Raw genomic sequence first — 15,956 nt, 5'->3', positions numbered from 1 at the left:
TAACATAAATATTTCATTCGATACAATTTCATAAGTAATCCATTGTAAACCAATAACTAATGTAAACATAATTACCAGCATAATGTAAATAAATAAACCCTGTATTCACAAATTTTACGAATACAGGGATTACCTTTAGTAGTTTATTACTTGTTTCCAATTGGCTATGAGAAAGGTTTAGATCTAGCAGGTGATATTATTTTAGAAAGTTACATAACCATATGATATAATATGAATAAGTAACGTATAGGGTGATGATTCAATGGAATATGTTGATCCAATTAAAGAGATAGACTCATTAAACAAAATAAAAGCTCTATTGAAGGAAAAATCCAAGAGGGACTATCTATTATTTGTATTTGGAATAAATACAGGGATAAGAATAAATGAGTTACTTAACTTAAAAGTCCATGATGTTTTAGACAGGAATGAGGTAAAAGAATTCTTGATTATTCCTGAAACTGAAAAACATAATGAACAAACGTTTTTCCTAAACGACAATGTAAAAGAAGCCATAAAAGACTACCTATCAGATATTAAACTTACAGGTAATGATTTTCTATTTAAATCCAAGAACTACGACACTCCGATTACCCGTCAGCAAGCATATCGAATCATTAACCAAGCAGCTAAAAAGGCTGGTATTAATGGGAAAATTGGTACACATACAATACGAAAAACATTCGGATACCATGCGTACAAAAAAGGAATTGCCATCTCAATATTAAAATCAATTTATGGCCATAATACACCATCAGAAACACTTAAGTATATTGGAGTCAATCCCCAGAATGAACACCCTATAAGAGTGGATGTAAATTTATAATTTTCTTTATTAACACTTTATAAAGGAGGTCATTTATGAATGGCACTAGTTTAATTTTTGATTACTTTATTCTGACTCTTGGACTCTTACTAATTATCGGTGTATTGACAGCTAAGTTTTCTAATCGTCTAGGGGTTCCAGCTCTTGTATTATTTATCCTCGTTGGAATGGTTATTGGAAGTGATGGCCTAGGACTCATACACTTTAGTGATGATAAACTAGCTAGAATGATAGGAATGGCTGCACTAGTTATTATTTTATTTGATGGTGGATTACAAACGAAGTGGACAACTGTAAAGCCAGTTATAGCCCCATCCCTATCGCTAGCAACTATAGGTGTTATTTTTACTTCTGTAATTGTAGGTATAGGAGCAAAATTTATTTTAGATGTTTCTTGGTTTGAGGGTTTATTATTTGGCTCAATTGTTGGTTCTACTGATGCTGCAGCTGTATTTGCCGTCTTAAAGGGCAAGAATATTAAAAACAGAATTAGTTCTACACTAGAAGCAGAGTCCGGATCGAATGACCCAATGGCAATGATTCTAATGATTACCTTTATAGAGCTAATAACGACTGAACAACAAAATTATCTTTATTTTGTTGGTTCGTTTTTCTGGCAAATGATAATTGGTTTACTATTGGGGTTAATTATAGGTAGACTAGCAGTATTTGCAATAAATAAAATTAATCTAGATTCAAGTGGTCTTTATCCTGTATTCACACTGGCATTTGCACTATTAACATTCAGTATTACTGATTTTATAAATGCAAGTGGTTTATTGGCAGTTTATATATCCGCAGTACTAATAGGGAATTCAGATATTGCATACCGTCACTCTATTTTTAGATTTAATGAAGGGTTTTCCTGGATTGCACAAATCTTAATGTTTACCATTTTAGGTTTATTAGTCTTCCCCAAACAAGTATTCACTTTAGACATTATTATTAAAGGGCTGCTTCTTTCCTTTATATTAATTCTCATAGCACGTCCTATAGCTGTTTTCCTCTCAACGATCAAACTAGGGTTTAACTTTAAAGAAAAAGCTTTCCTTTCCTGGGCTGGTTTAAAAGGTGCGGTGCCAATTGTATTAGCAACTTTTCCAATGGCAGCAGGTCTAGAAAATAGCCAAGTGTTCTTTAACATTATCTTCTTTATTGTATTAATCTCTGCACTCATACAAGGTTCGACAATCTCTATTTTGGCAGAGAAATTAGGTTTAACTGGACCTAAAAGAACAGAACCAATGCATTCTTTAGAGTTAGTGTCGATCGGAAAGGCAAATGCCGAAATGGTCGAGTACGAAGTGAATGAGGAAGGATTTATAACTGGTAAATCGTTAACAGAAATTGATTTTCCTGAAAATGTTCTAATCAATGCGATTATTCGTAATGACGAATTAATCACTCCCTCTGGTGATACAAAAATTGAAGTGGGAGACATTCTATATATTCTTGTCTCACGTAAAAGTAAAAAATCACTAAAACAACTGTTGAATAAATAGAAGAATTAAATATAAAACTGGTGTCTAAAAATATCTAGACACCAGTTTTAATTTTCGCAGACCACGTATTAAGAGGTTTGATTCCTATTCCTCTATTCCATCTATGTTCTCAGCCATAAATTGATCCAACATATCACGTACCTCATCGGTTGATTCAGTATTCATCAAGTGGTTTCTTAACCCACTTGCTCCTTTAAAACCACGAACATAAATCTTAATAAAGCGGTGTAGGGATTTAAATGGGCGTAGTTCTAAATGAGAGTACTGGTCATGAAGATCTAACTGCAACCTTAATAGATCCAGTAACTCCTTGCTACTATGCTCTCTTGGTTCTTTTTCAAATGCAAATGGATTTTTAAATACACCACGTCCAATCATAACCCCATCAACCCCGTATTTATTAGCAAGTTCTAATCCTTTTTGACGGTCAGGAATATCGCCATTAATCGTCAATAGTGTATCAGGTGCAACTTCATCTCGAAGTTTTTTAATCTCTGGTATTAGTTCCCAGTGAGCATCTACTTTGCTCATTTCCTTTTTTGTACGCAAATGAATCGACAAGTTTACGATATCTTGCTTCAAAATATGGGTTAGCCAATCACGCCATTCATCGACATCCGTATAACCTAGTCTAGTTTTTACGCTAACAGGTAATCCCCCTGCTTTTGCTGCTTGAATTAATTCTGCTGCAACATCTGGGCGACGGATAAGGCCACATCCTTTTCCATTACCTGCTACATTTGGTACAGGACAACCCATGTTGATATCTACTCCACTAAAGCCTTGTTCGGCCATTCCAATACTCATTTCCCTAAAAAGTTCCGGCTTATCTCCCCATATATGGGCAACAATGGGTTGTTCATCTTCAGTAAAAGTCAGACGTCCTCGAACACTTTGTTTCCCTTCAGGATGACAATAGCTTTCTGTGTTTGTAAATTCTGTGAAAAACACATCTGGTCTGGCTGCTTCACTAATAACATGTCGGAATACAACATCCGTCACTTCTTCCATAGGTGCCAGTACAAAGAATGGTTTTGGTAAATTGTGCCAAAAGTTTTCTTTCATATATATAAAATCCTTTCATTATCTAAAAGATCTTCTTGTATTTAAAAACTCCTTCTACACTTATACCATGTATTCGTATTTTTAATCAAACTATTAGTTATGAATAGCACCTAATATCTGATTTACTTTACTCACTTCTTTTTGGGAATTAAATTCCGAAGAACTCTATATTTTTTATGGTCATGACCAGCATACAGATAGCCAAAAACACTAAACTAGTCTTATATCTCTTCCAACTGTTTCTTAAGCTCTTCCACTTTATATGCCCATCCAGATTTCGCACCATAGAAAGCTGGTCCTACTTCCTCAAATCCTGTATGGTCAAGGTGAACGTAGGTTATTTTTCCATCTTGCTTTAATGTCCATGTTACGAATGTGTCAATCGGGCCACCTATCCATGTATAAGATAGCTTATGGGGCTTGTCCACAACTAATACTTCACAATCTATAACTAAATCTATTTCCTTATTTTTAAATTGACATTTGTATCCGACAATAGGTTTAAAATTATTTTCCATAACCCGTTTTGCAAGTGTCTCCGATTTGGTTATACGAAACTGAATGGTGTCTAGTCAAATTCTATTTAAAATCATGGACGGTTATCATTTTTCATTTATAATGCTAACTGCAACAAAAAAAGGAATTCACCTACTATATCTCGAATTTATTATATGAGATTGAAAGGAGGAAATTATGAAACCACCAGTAGCAAAACGCATAAACCACATCCATGAGTTACATGGAGATGTACGAAAAGACGAGTATTATTGGCTAAGGGATAGAGACAACCCCGAGGTCATTGAGTATTTAAAACAAGAGAATCAGTATTACAATGAAATCATGCGTCCATTGGAAGTTAAAACTGAGTCCATTTTTCAAAGTATGCTAGACCGGGTTCCCGAATCAGAAGTGAACGTACCTGTGCAGCATGGACAATATTTCTACTATTCTCGCCTAGAAAAAGAAAAGCAATATCCAACATACGCTCGTAAAACGACAACAAGCCGTGAACTTCTACCAAATGCAAAAGAGGAAATTGTGCTCGATTTAAATGAATTAGCCGTAGATGATGAATATTTAAGTGTAACGGTACAACGCATGAATACCGACCATAACCTACTTGCTTATTTAGAAAATAGAGATGGTACAGATCGTTATACCCTCTACATAAAAAATTTGGAAACAGGTGAACTTCTACCAGATCAAATTCCAAACGTGTATATATTTGGAAGTTTGGAATGGAGCCAGTGTAGTAATTATATTTTTTATATAACGGTAGATGAAAATCAGCGTCCACACCAGTTATGGCGACATCAGCTAGGCAGTAACATTGAAACTGATGAACTTATTTATGAAGAAAAAGATACAACCTTTACATTATTCATATCTAAGTCAATGAGCAGAAAATATATTTTTGTTCATTCAGGATCAAAAACGACAAGTGAGGTTAGCCTAATAGACGCAGATTTTCCATTAGAACCTCCTAAGTTAGTGGATCAACGCCGGGATGGAGTTGAATATGACGTTGAACATTGGGAGGAACAATTTCTAATACTAACCAATGAAGAGGCATCGAATTTTCAGCTTCTCAAGTGTCCAGTCGATAACCTTGATTCACGGGAAGAAGTTTTTGAGTATAACAAAAAACGCTATATTCAAGCCATCTATCCGTTTCGTAATGCATTACTTATTTTTGGCCGGGAAAATGGCTTAACGCAGCTTTGGATACTACGTAATGGAAATTTAGAGAAAGTGCAATGGGATGAGCCTCTTTACACAGTTTCCGTTATATCCAATCAAAGTTACGATGCAGATGAAGTTTTAATTCAATATGAATCTTTTCTTACGCCAAAGACAACATACGGGATAGATTTACTAACTGGAGAAAGACGTCAACTTCAAGTAGCTCCTGTCAGTGGAGACTATGACCCTTCTCGTTTCCGTCAAAAACAAATTTGGGCCAAAGCAGAAGATGGGGTGGAAGTACCATTGGCTGTTGTTTACCAAGAAGGAGCACTTGATCATGGTCCTGCGCCTTTGATTCTGTATGGCTATGGATCTTATGGAGCAAATAGCGATCCACGTTTCAGCCCCTATCGTCTCCCTCTCCTGGAAAAGGGCATTGTATTTGTCACAGCACAAGTACGCGGCGGTTCCGAAATGGGGAAAAATTGGTATGAAGATGGAAAAATGCAAAATAAACGAAACACGTTCACTGACTTCATCGCAGCTGCGAAATATCTAATTGAACAGGGATACACAACCCCAAGTAAAATGGCTGCGCGTGGTGGTAGCGCTGGAGGCCTGCTTGTTGGTGCTGTAGCTAACATGGCTGGTGAGCTATTTCAAGTCATTGTACCTGAAGTTCCATTCGTCGATGTAGTCACGACGATGCTAGATGAAACCATTCCACTTACCACCTTGGAATGGGATGAATGGGGTGACCCACGAAATCAAGAGGACTATTTTTATATCAAGTCCTATAGTCCTTACGATAATGTGGAAGCAAAAGACTATCCACATATGTATGTGACAACCGGATTAAATGACCCACGAGTAGCATACTGGGAACCAGCCAAATGGGTGGCACGTCTAAGATCAATGAAAACTGATGATAATACTCTAGTACTCAAAACAAATATGGGAGCAGGCCACTTCGGTGCATCAGGACGTTTCAACCATTTGAAGGAAGCTGCGGCATGTTATGCATTTATTCTTGATAAGCTCGATGTTTGACACATGTTATGTGGGTTATTTTACTCAAATTAAAATCCCAAGTTCTTTCTTGAACTTGGGATTTTTTTGAAATAGTTGTATGTTTTAGTTAGACAATTTCTGTAGATTTAAAATTAACATCCCTCAAAACCCGCATTCCACCATTTGTATTCCTTCTTTTACATGTCTTATACTTATAAAATACCTGTTCGTAATATCGTAAGAACATTGTTTACGAAAAGTTTATAACTTTTCTTCAGAGTAAATCTTCATATTTTCGTTTACCGTATAAAATTCGCATAATAATCACTTTTCTCTTCTGTTCATCTAAAATATAAAAGATGATATGGAGTCAACAATGATCCTCCTATAACCTTTCAATCGTAGATATTCATCTGTGAGTCGATTACCTAAATTCGGAAATTCCCTTAATTGCATGATACTATTTTCTATTCGATCCAATAACTCTGTTGCAGCACTTTCGGCAAATAACTCTTCTGATATATAACGGTATATGTCATCTAAGTCATTCGTCGCAACGTTAGTAAAATGAACAGAATAATTATTCTTTACCATACTTCTTCTTGACCCTTTCAAACACTACTTCAGCATCCAAAAGTTCATCTTTATTGTTAAGCTCCATTTCTGCTTCTGCTAACTTTTCATATAACTCTGCTTTTGCCAACTTTTCTTTATATGTTTCCATACTCATGACAACTAAATGACCATAACCATTTTTCGTAATATATACGGGTTCATTACGTTCATGACAAAGTTCTGAAATTTCGTTTGTATTTCTTAAGTCTTTAATTGGTCTTATTTCCGGCATATTAACCCCTCCACCATAAATCATAATCATGTCTTTATTATAACATAATTATGTCAGATTAGCGTATCTATTCAAATGGTCGACCATTAATATTGAAGTTAATATCCATTCTATCCACTCCCTAGTTAAACATTATTTCAGTCAACTCAACATATTCTTATTTTGTAGTATAATGATTTGTTCCCACAAACCAAAAAACATCCATTTCGTCGAGTTGACAAAATAGATGTTTCTTCTTAAAACGTTGTTATATCAATATTTATTCTTGTACCACCAAAATAAACTCCTCCGAAACCCCCCACCTCAAACCCGCATTCCACCGTCCGGGTTAAAATAAAGTTTACCTATAGAATCCCTATTTTTCCACTTTTTCGCATCAAAAATGCACGTTTTTCGGCTTATTTTCCTGCTATTTTTTCACCTTTTTTTCGATTTTAAAATAAAGTTCTCTCAAATAACAGAAGGAAGAATATTGGAGAAAAGAATTGAAGAGGAAAAGATAAAAATATTGGATGAGTATTGATTTGTTATTGAAAATAAGATGGAGTGAAATATTGGATAAACCCAGTATTGACAAGGGATATAGAGGAACAAAGAAAAGAGAGGAAAGAACTCTTTTGTCCCCCTCTCTTGCTTCTATTATCCCGGGTTCTTATTGAAGAAAACCCGAGACATTATTGGTTCAGACCCCGAAATCGGAAATGTTTATTTTAACGAAATTGGGGTGTGAGTCGGTAATGTTTATTTTGATTGAGAGATTTACTTTTTAATTAGACAATTCTCTTGACATCATTGCTACACACTCAACATGCATGCTTTGCGGGAACATATCAACGGGCTGTACTTTTTTTGTTTCATAACCACCATCTTCTAAAATTCGTAAATCTCTAGCTAATGTTGATGGATTACAAGACACATATACAATTCGTTTTGGTCCCATCTCCACCATTGCATTGAGCAATGACTCCTCACACCCTTTTCTCGGTGGGTCAACAATAATTACATCGGGACGCAATCCATCTTCTTTCCATTTAGGCATTACAGTTTCTGCTTTACCAACTTCGAATTCTACGTTAGTAATACCATTAATTTTTGCATTGATTTTCGCATCATTTATAGCTTCTGGTACAATTTCAACACCGTATAACTTTTTAGCCTTTTGTGCTAGAAATAACGATATTGTCCCAATCCCACAATAAGCATCAATTACAGTATCGTCCTCATCAACCTGAGCATATTCTAGTGCCTTTTCATATAATTTACGTGTTTGAGGTGGGTTGACCTGGTAAAATGATTTAGCAGAGATCGCAAACCTTATATTTCCGATCGTATCGTAAATATATTTTTCACCCCAAAGGACCGTAGTCTTATCCCCTAAGATGACATTTGTTCGACGGGAATTTACATTATGTATGATCGATTTTACGTTCGGATACGTATCCGTTAATTCCTTTACCAACTCTTCTTTATGTGGTAGCTTTTCTGTTCTTGTTATTAAAACAATCATCGTTTCCTTCGTTTCACGTCCAGTACGAACCATAATATGACGTAGTACTCCTCGGTGATTTTTCTCATCATATGCTCTTATACCAAGACGACTTGCAATTCTCCTCACGCCTTCAATCATACGGTCATTTACATCATCTTGAACAACACAAGTATCCATATCATCAATAATATGGTGGCTACGCATTTGGTAAAATCCAGTAATTAATTCTCCGCCTTTTTCTCCTACAGGAATAGAAACCTTATTCCGATAACGCCAAGGGTCTTCCATACCAATAGTCTCATACACAGGTACATGGTCTAAGTGAGCGACTTTACGCATCACATTCTTCACTTGGTTTTGCTTCATTTCTAACTGCATGGAATAACTCATATGTTGAATTTGACATCCACCACATTTATAAAAAACGTCACATGGTGGTTCTACTCGGTCAGGACTTGCTTTTGTCACATTAATTAGTTTTCCAAATCCATACTTTTTATTTACTTTCACCACTTTTACCTTTGCTTCTTCTCCAGGCAATGCATATGGTACGAATAATGGATATCCATCGATTTTCCCTACCCCATTTCCTTCGTGGGTTAAGTCTTCAAAAGTAAGGGTAATCGTCTCATTCTTTTTTACTGGGGCTGCTTGCTTTGACATCTATATCTTCCTTTACGTTCGATTTCTGTTACTTATCTTATCATATCTTACCTTTAAATATCCCTAAAGAAAAAAGAAAGATAGCCTGTTACTCGGCATCTTCCTTTTTTAGATGAGATTCTGGAACAAAGAATTCAATATGTTGCTTTAAATTTTCGAACTCTCCGGGTAGTAATCCCCCGTATTCTCCATCAATATTTAGTTGCATTTTCTCATCAGGGATAACAGTGATTTTCTTAGCTTTTACATAAATGACTTGATCATCTTCTAAATGTGCACCTCGCAGCGCTAAGGAAGCGATTCGAATGAATTCTGCTAAGTTTGTTTTCCGCAAAATAATTAAATCAAAATATCCATCCGTTAACGATGCATCTGGTGCCAACTTTTCAAAACCACCAACGGAATTAGAGTTTGACACTAAAAATAACATAATATCCTCATCAATCACTTGACCATCGTATTCAATACGAGCATGGGCAGGTTTTAACGATGGTAACATCTCAATCCCCTTCATATAATACGCAAGTTGACCAATCATCGTCTTTAGTTTACTAGGTACGTCGTACGTTAATTCCGTTAACTTCCCACCACCAGCGATATTCATAAAGTAATGATCATTCACTTTTCCAATATCTAATAATAAAGATTGATCTTTTAAAATAATATCAACTGCTTTATCGATATCTCTAGGAATCGATAGTGCTCTAGCAAAGTCATTAGTTGTTCCCATTGGGATGATTCCCAATTTAGGGCGGTAATCTTGCTCTGCTAAACCATTAATTACTTCATTGATCGTACCATCCCCACCTGCTGCAACTACAACATCATACCGTCGTTCTACGGCAGTCTTTGCAGCTTCGATTGCATCTCCCTCACCAGTTGTCGCATGAGCAGATGTCTCATACCCTGCTTGTTCAAATCGTTCTAAGACACGTGGCAGCTCTTTTCGAAAAGCTTCACGGCCAGATGTTGGGTTATATATAATTCGGGCTCTTTTCACGTTCAACTCGTCCCCTCCCTAATGCTAGAATATGCTAGCACTTTGAAGTTATGTTGTTATCCTCTTATTGTTAAATCTATCCATTCTATAGCATAGCCCTTTTTTTCCACTTTGAAAAGTAAATTGTATAAAGAAAAGTAAAGAACGCATGGAGCTAGACATCTAGAACGGATTTCCAGTTCAATAAATACAGCTAGCCCACAAGTATGCAAGCTAGCTGTAATAACAATTTTATCTGTTATCCATTTCTTCTTTTAGAATTTTATTTACCATCGGTGGGTTGGCTTGACCTTTTGTCGCTTTCATCACTTGACCAACTAAGAAGCCTAATGCACGGTCTTTACCATTCTTATAGTCAACGATTGACTGTTCGTTATCATCAAGGATCTTGCCGATAATTTCTTTTAACTGACCTTCATCAGAAATTTGAACAAGTCCTTTATCTTTGACGATTTGTTCAGGGTCTCCACCTTTTTCTACTAGCTCTGCAAATACTTTTTTCGCTATTTTAGAAGATATTGTACCATCTTCAATTAGCTTGATCATTTTACCGAGCCCTTCAGGTGTAATGGCTAATTCACCAAGCTCTTTATAATGCTTATTCATATACCCAGAAATTTCACCCATTAGCCAGTTGGATGCTTGCTTCATATCAGCTCCATGCTGAACTGTTTCCTCAAAGAAATCGGACATTTCTTTAGAACTTGTTAATACAGCTGCATCGTATTCTGGTAAACCTAGTTCACTAATATAGCGTTGTTTTCTAGCATCTGGAAGCTCAGGAATTTCATTACGAATTCGTTCTTTCCATGCATCATCAATATATAATGGTACTAAATCAGGTTCAGGGAAATAACGATAATCATCTGATCCTTCTTTCACACGCATTAAAATGGTTTCTTTTGTCTTTTCATCATAACGACGCGTTTCTTGAAGAATTTCGCCACCTGATAACAATACTTTTTCTTGACGCTTTTCTTCAAACTCTAATCCTTTTTGCACAAAAGTAAATGAGTTTAAGTTCTTCAATTCAGCTTTTGTACCAAACTTCTCTTGTCCAATTGGACGCAAGGAAATGTTAGCATCACATCTTAAAGAACCTTCTTGCATTTTCACATCAGAAACACCAGTATATTGAATAATTGTTTTTAATTTTTCTAGGTAAGCATATGCTTCTTCTGGAGAACGCATATCAGGTTCAGACACAATTTCGATTAAAGGTGTTCCTTGACGGTTAAAGTCTACCAAGGAATATCCATCATCACCATGTGTCAATTTACCAGCATCTTCTTCTAAATGAAGACGTGTAATTCCGATGCGTTTCTTTTTCCCATTCACTTCAATTTCTATCCAACCATTTTCCCCAATTGGCTGGTCAAACTGAGAGATTTGATAAGCCTTTGGATTGTCCGGATAGAAATAGTTTTTACGGTCAAACTTCGTATTTGTAGCAATTTCACAATTTAACGCCATCGCAGCCTTCATTGCAAAATTAACGGCTTCTTCATTTAATACTGGAAGAACACCAGGGTACCCAAGGTCAATCGGGTTTACATTTGAGTTAGGTTCTGATCCAAATTCATTTGGACTTGGGCTGAAAATTTTTGATTGTGTTTTTAATTCTACGTGCACTTCTAAACCAATAATCGTTTCAAAATTCATTAGTTTGCACCTCCAAGTTGAGGTCGTTTTGTATGATGATCTGTCGCTTTTTCATAAGCGTGTGCTGTACGGTAAACAGTTGATTCATCAAAATGTTCACCAATGATTTGTAAGCCAATTGGTAATCCATTTTCGGAAAAACCACAAGGAATGGAAATACCAGGAACTCCTGCAAGGTTAACAGGAATTGTTAAGATATCATTTGCGTACATTGTTAATGGATCATCAATTTTCTCACCAACTTTAAATGCTGGGGTTGGTGTAGTTGGTCCAATGACAACATCATAATCCTCAAATATTTTATCAAAATCATTTTTGATTAATGTACGTACTTTTTGTGCCTTTTTATAGTAGGCATCATAGTAACCTGAACTTAACGCAAACGTTCCAAGCATAATACGGCGTTTTACTTCCTCACCAAAGCCTTCACTACGAGATTTCTTGAACATATCAATCATGTTCTCTGCATTCTCAGAACGAACTCCATACCGTACCCCATCAAAACGAGCAAGGTTTGCTGATGCTTCAGATGAAGATAGTAAATAGTAGGCTGCAACGGCGTATTTAGAATGTGGTAAAGATACCTCTTCCCATGTTGCACCTAGAGATTCATATACTTTTAATGCATTTAAAACAGTCTCTTTTACTTCAGGATTAACCCCTTCAGCAAGGTATTCTTTAGGAACAGCGATTTTTAAGCCTTTTACATCACCTGTCAGTTCCTTCGTATATTCAGGAACTTCTACGTTAGCACTTGTAGAGTCCATATTGTCATGTCCTGCAATTACTTCTAGTACCCTTGCATTATCCTCTACTGTACGTGTTAATGGTCCGATTTGATCCAAGGATGATGCGAAAGCAACTAATCCAAAACGTGATACTAATCCATATGTAGGTTTTAACCCAACAACCCCACAAAATGCAGCCGGTTGACGGATAGAACCACCAGTGTCCGATCCTAATGAGAATAGTACTTCACCTGCCGCCACACTTGCTGCTGAACCACCACTAGAGCCACCAGGCACATAATCTGTATTCCAAGGGTTTCTTGTCGGAGTGAAGCTAGAATTTTCATTGGATGAACCCATTGCGAATTCATCCATATTTAATTTACCAATTGTAACGGATTTTTCTGCTGCTAATTTTTGAACGACGGTTGCATCATATAATGGATCATCAAAGTTACGTAAAAATTGACTAGCACAAGTTGTGCGTAATTGTTTCGTTACGATGTTATCTTTGATACCAGCAGGGATACCAAATAATTTTTCGGTTTTATCTGTTGATTCGTCTAATTCCTTTGCTTTAGCTCGTGCATTTTCTTCATCTAAAGTAAGGAATGCATGCACTTTGTCATCTACTTCGTTAATACGTTTGTATGATTCATCTACTAAATCTTGGACAGTAATTTCATTGTTATGTAATTTCGCTTCGATTTCTTTAATGCTATGATCGAAAAGTGACATTTTGGTATTCCCTCCTTTTATTCTAAAATAGATGGTACTTTATATTGACCATTTTCTTGATCTGGGGCATTTTTCATTGCTTCTTCTTTTGTAATCCAATCTTTATGCTCGTCCTTACGCATTACATTTTTAAGGTCAAGCACATGCGTTGTTGGTTCAACACCATCTGTGTCTAATTCGTTTAACTGCTCTGCAAATGAAATGATCGAGCTTAATTGTTCTGTGAACATTTCCACTTCTTCTTCAGTGAATTCTAAGCGTGCCAAGTTTGCTACGTGTTTCACTTGTTCTTTCGAAATATTTGTCATGTTTGCACCTCCACTATTTCCATTATATATAATAGGATATTTTAACTACATTATTTAAATAAGAAAAGCCCTACAATACTATTGATAATAGCAGAATTTAATAGGAATTAGCAACTAATGAAGGATAAAAGCTTCCTTACAGTACTATCTGTAGCAAATTCCACTCATGAAATGTTCGGCTATATTGTTTCTTAATTAGGAAATCTACCTCAAATATATATTAATTGAACGACTAACCAAAAAAGCCACCTCTCCTTAGAGAAGTGACTTTCTTATTAATTAATATTATTCGTTTAATTTAGCAACAGTTTCATCAAACTCTGCTTCCATTTCAGGTGACGGTTTACCCGTTTTACTTACTACTACAGTAACAATTAAGTTAAGTAGGAAACCTGGAACGATTTCATAAAGATCAAAAATTCCACCTGATAAGTAGTTACCCCAAATTACAACTGTAACAGCACCAACAATTACACCAGCGATTGCACCATTACGAGTAATTCCTTTCCAGAATAACGATAGAATTATAGTTGGTCCAAATGCGGCACCAAATCCTGCCCATGCATACCCAACTAATTCAAGCACAGAAGCTTCTGGATCCATTGCGATTAATGTTGCGATTAATGCAATAACGATTGTTGCAATTCTACCAACCCATACTAATTCTTTTTCAGAAGCTTCTTTACGGAAGATTGCTTTATAGAAATCTTCTGCAACTGCTGAAGAAGAAACTAGTAATTGAGAGTCAACTGTACTCATAATTGCTGAAAGAATAGCAGCTAATAAAATACCAGCGATAACTGGATGGAATAGTAACTGTGATAACGCAATGAAAATAACTTCTGGGTTATCTAATAACGTTACTCCACCTTCTTCTACTAAATCAATTCCAAAATTACTTAGTATAGATACATCTTGTGTTGTAATGAATGCTAAACCGATAAAACCAGTAAACATTGCACCATATAAACCTAAAATCATCCAAGTTGTACCAATAAATTTCGCTTTTGGTACATCTTTATGAGAACGTAATGCCATAAAACGGACAATAATATGAGGCTGACCGAAGTAACCAAGACCCCATGCAGCACCTGAGATAATTGCAATTACTCCAGCAAACGTTCCTACTCCTGCTAACATATCTAAGTTGTCAGGATTTATTTCTCCAATTACTTGAACAGCTGTACTCCAACCACCAAGTTCATTCAAAGCAACGATTGGTACTACAATTAAAGCAAAGAGCATTAATACCCCTTGGAAAAAGTCTGTCCATACTACAGCTAAAAATCCACCTAAAAATGTATAAGATACTACAACTAAAGCACCAATCCATAGCGCAGTTTGATAGTTAAATCCAAATGATGATTCAAATAGTGTTGCCCCTGCAACCATACCTGATGATGTATAAAAGGTGAAAAATAGTAAAATTACTAATGCAGATACGACGCGTAGAACGTGTGAGTTGTCTTTAAAACGGTTCTCTAAGAAGTCAGGAATTGTAATTGAGTTGTTTGATACCTCTGTGTACACACGAAGACGTTTCGCAACAAAGTGCCAGTTAAGATATGCACCGACTGCTAGTCCGATTGCCATCCAACCACCATAAGCACCACCGAATCCAGATGCATATGCAGCTCCAGGTAGCCCTAATAGTAGCCACCCACTCATATCTGATGCCCCAGCACTTAATGCAGCAACACTAGGTCTAAGTGAACGTCCACCTAATACATAGTCTGATAGATTAGTAGTTCTATAATACATAAATAGCCCGATCACGAGCATACCAACTAAATAAACTATAAAAGTTATTAAAACAGCTGTATCCATTTTCTAGTCCCCCTTATTCGTAAATAATGACACGATTGATAGTAAAATTAATAGCGGCATCGGCACAAGTAACCAAAACCATGTTGCACCAGTTAAGGCATATCCATTCAGTAGAAATAAATCCATTATGAAACCCCTTTCTTTTTTATCAATTCTGCCCTTTTGATTTCGGAAAAGTGTTTATGTATTATTCGAAACTTTTCCAATTCACTTTTCCTATTAATATAATAACATAAATGAAATGAAATATAAGACTTTTTGTCGATTTTGTGAAAATTTTTGTATATTTTTGTTAATTACGTTAAAATAAAATATTAAAATTAAATAAGTGCCTTATATGGGGTTCTGTGGGGACAAGTTAATTTTCAAACACAAAAAGCCTAGAATAGTTTCCGCTATTCTAGGCCATCTATCATATAGTAATAGGGTAATTTAAACAACCATTTTTTCCTTACAGATCACCTTTAAAATTCATCATGTTAAAGATACTTGGTTCTAATTCACCATTAGATGCAGTATCCGTTGTGTTATCTTGCGCAAATACAAATCCTCCAACTAATAATGCTCCTAGTGCAACGGTAGCTATCATTTTTTTCATTTACTC

At 35.9% G+C, this 15,956-nt stretch carries 15 protein-coding genes; 3 read left to right on the top strand and 12 right to left on the bottom strand.

The genetic code is table 11. The annotated features are described in order from the left end of the window. The first annotated feature begins 262 nt into the window (after positions 1 to 262). Together BUB12_RS04765 and BUB12_RS04760 are read left to right on the top strand one after the other, a co-directional pair. A complete protein-coding gene (locus BUB12_RS04765) occupies positions 263 to 826 on the top strand; it encodes a tyrosine-type recombinase/integrase (RefSeq protein WP_072888599.1) in 564 nt (187 codons plus the stop codon). A gap of 35 nt (positions 827 to 861) precedes the next feature. Beyond that, a complete protein-coding gene (locus BUB12_RS04760) occupies positions 862 to 2,328 on the top strand; it encodes a potassium/proton antiporter (protein WP_072888597.1) in 1,467 nt (488 codons plus the stop codon). Between the two features lie 84 nt (positions 2,329 to 2,412). Here BUB12_RS04760 and BUB12_RS04755 read toward each other — a convergent pair whose 3' ends face one another. Beyond that, positions 2,413 to 3,393 (bottom strand): tRNA dihydrouridine synthase, encoded by a 981-nt coding sequence (locus BUB12_RS04755; protein WP_072888595.1) that lies wholly within the window; start codon positions 3,391 to 3,393, stop codon positions 2,413 to 2,415. Positions 3,394 to 3,614: 221 nt separating this feature from the next. After that, positions 3,615 to 3,911 carry an SRPBCC family protein gene (locus BUB12_RS04750; RefSeq protein WP_084063216.1) on the bottom strand — a complete coding sequence of 99 codons (297 nt, stop codon included), beginning with the start codon at positions 3,909 to 3,911 and terminating at the stop codon, positions 3,615 to 3,617. A 175-nt stretch (positions 3,912 to 4,086) separates the two neighbouring features. Here BUB12_RS04750 and BUB12_RS04745 point away from each other — a divergent pair, with 175 nt between their 5' ends. Then, positions 4,087 to 6,129 (top strand): S9 family peptidase, encoded by a 2,043-nt coding sequence (locus BUB12_RS04745; RefSeq protein WP_072888592.1) that lies wholly within the window; start codon positions 4,087 to 4,089, stop codon positions 6,127 to 6,129. Between the two features lie 306 nt (positions 6,130 to 6,435). On the opposite strand, the gene BUB12_RS04740 is transcribed toward BUB12_RS04745, so the two are convergent. The 10 genes from BUB12_RS04740 to BUB12_RS17610 form a co-directional block, all read right to left on the bottom strand. Continuing rightward, positions 6,436 to 6,684: a type II toxin-antitoxin system RelE/ParE family toxin gene (locus tag BUB12_RS04740; RefSeq protein WP_200801019.1), complete on the bottom strand. Its 249-nt coding sequence runs from the start codon at positions 6,682 to 6,684 to the stop codon at positions 6,436 to 6,438. Beyond that, on the bottom strand, positions 6,671 to 6,937 hold the full coding sequence (locus tag BUB12_RS04735; RefSeq protein ID WP_072888590.1) for a prevent-host-death protein: 267 nt from the start codon (positions 6,935 to 6,937) through the stop codon (positions 6,671 to 6,673). Before BUB12_RS04735 ends, BUB12_RS04740 begins: the two co-directional genes overlap by 14 nt. Positions 6,938 to 7,703: 766 nt before the next feature. Further along, positions 7,704 to 9,089, bottom strand: a complete 1,386-nt coding sequence (gene rlmD / locus BUB12_RS04730; RefSeq protein ID WP_072888588.1) for a 23S rRNA (uracil(1939)-C(5))-methyltransferase RlmD — start codon at positions 9,087 to 9,089, stop codon at positions 7,704 to 7,706. Positions 9,090 to 9,177: 88 nt separating this feature from the next. After that, positions 9,178 to 10,089, bottom strand: a complete 912-nt coding sequence (locus BUB12_RS04725; RefSeq protein ID WP_072888652.1) for a diacylglycerol kinase — start codon at positions 10,087 to 10,089, stop codon at positions 9,178 to 9,180. Between the two features lie 231 nt (positions 10,090 to 10,320). Further along, complete coding sequence (gene gatB / locus BUB12_RS04720) at positions 10,321 to 11,751, bottom strand: Asp-tRNA(Asn)/Glu-tRNA(Gln) amidotransferase subunit GatB (RefSeq protein ID WP_072888585.1); 1,431 nt, start codon at positions 11,749 to 11,751, stop codon at positions 10,321 to 10,323. Continuing rightward, a complete protein-coding gene (gatA, locus tag BUB12_RS04715; RefSeq protein WP_072888582.1) occupies positions 11,751 to 13,217 on the bottom strand; it encodes an Asp-tRNA(Asn)/Glu-tRNA(Gln) amidotransferase subunit GatA in 1,467 nt (488 codons plus the stop codon). Before gatA ends, gatB begins: the two co-directional genes overlap by 1 nt. A 17-nt stretch (positions 13,218 to 13,234) precedes the next feature. Further along, positions 13,235 to 13,525: an Asp-tRNA(Asn)/Glu-tRNA(Gln) amidotransferase subunit GatC gene (gatC, locus tag BUB12_RS04710; RefSeq protein ID WP_072888580.1), complete on the bottom strand. Its 291-nt coding sequence runs from the start codon at positions 13,523 to 13,525 to the stop codon at positions 13,235 to 13,237. Between the two features lie 285 nt (positions 13,526 to 13,810). Then, positions 13,811 to 15,352, bottom strand: coding sequence for a sodium/proline symporter PutP (gene putP, locus BUB12_RS04705; RefSeq protein ID WP_072888579.1), 1,542 nt, complete (start codon positions 15,350 to 15,352; stop codon positions 13,811 to 13,813). A 3-nt stretch (positions 15,353 to 15,355) separates the two neighbouring features. Continuing rightward, on the bottom strand, positions 15,356 to 15,478 hold the full coding sequence (locus BUB12_RS18170; protein ID WP_268801932.1) for a hypothetical protein: 123 nt from the start codon (positions 15,476 to 15,478) through the stop codon (positions 15,356 to 15,358). A 325-nt stretch (positions 15,479 to 15,803) separates the two neighbouring features. Beyond that, positions 15,804 to 15,950, bottom strand: a complete 147-nt coding sequence (locus tag BUB12_RS17610; protein ID WP_159431546.1) for a hypothetical protein — start codon at positions 15,948 to 15,950, stop codon at positions 15,804 to 15,806. Positions 15,951 to 15,956: the final 6 nt, after the last annotated feature.

Origin of the sequence: Ornithinibacillus halophilus, assembly GCF_900129485.1 — a bacterium.
Lineage (GTDB): Bacteria > Bacillota > Bacilli > Bacillales > Amphibacillaceae > Ornithinibacillus > Ornithinibacillus halophilus.
The sequence above is the reverse complement of the archived record's forward strand: the minus strand, read 5'-3'. Positions and strand labels throughout refer to the sequence as shown.

Bases quoted from the DNA above. Each gene is read 5' to 3' on its own strand.
- BUB12_RS04765 (WP_072888599.1), top strand. From the start codon at position 263: ATGGAATATGTTGATCCAATTAAAGAGATAGACTCATTAAACAAAATA.
- BUB12_RS04760 (WP_072888597.1), top strand. From the start codon at position 862: ATGAATGGCACTAGTTTAATTTTTGATTACTTTATTCTGACTCTTGGA.
- BUB12_RS04755 (WP_072888595.1), bottom strand. From the start codon at position 3,393: ATGAAAGAAAACTTTTGGCACAATTTACCAAAACCATTCTTTGTACTG.
- BUB12_RS04750 (WP_084063216.1), bottom strand. From the start codon at position 3,911: ATGGAAAATAATTTTAAACCTATTGTCGGATACAAATGTCAATTTAAA.
- BUB12_RS04745 (WP_072888592.1), top strand. From the start codon at position 4,087: ATGAAACCACCAGTAGCAAAACGCATAAACCACATCCATGAGTTACAT.
- BUB12_RS04740 (WP_200801019.1), bottom strand. From the start codon at position 6,684: ATGGTAAAGAATAATTATTCTGTTCATTTTACTAACGTTGCGACGAAT.
- BUB12_RS04735 (WP_072888590.1), bottom strand. From the start codon at position 6,937: ATGCCGGAAATAAGACCAATTAAAGACTTAAGAAATACAAACGAAATT.
- rlmD (WP_072888588.1), bottom strand. From the start codon at position 9,089: ATGTCAAAGCAAGCAGCCCCAGTAAAAAAGAATGAGACGATTACCCTT.
- gatB (WP_072888585.1), bottom strand. From the start codon at position 11,751: ATGAATTTTGAAACGATTATTGGTTTAGAAGTGCACGTAGAATTAAAA.
- gatA (WP_072888582.1), bottom strand. From the start codon at position 13,217: ATGTCACTTTTCGATCATAGCATTAAAGAAATCGAAGCGAAATTACAT.
- gatC (WP_072888580.1), bottom strand. From the start codon at position 13,525: ATGACAAATATTTCGAAAGAACAAGTGAAACACGTAGCAAACTTGGCA.
- putP (WP_072888579.1), bottom strand. From the start codon at position 15,352: ATGGATACAGCTGTTTTAATAACTTTTATAGTTTATTTAGTTGGTATG.
- BUB12_RS18170 (WP_268801932.1), bottom strand. From the start codon at position 15,478: ATGGATTTATTTCTACTGAATGGATATGCCTTAACTGGTGCAACATGG.
- BUB12_RS17610 (WP_159431546.1), bottom strand. From the start codon at position 15,950: ATGAAAAAAATGATAGCTACCGTTGCACTAGGAGCATTATTAGTTGGA.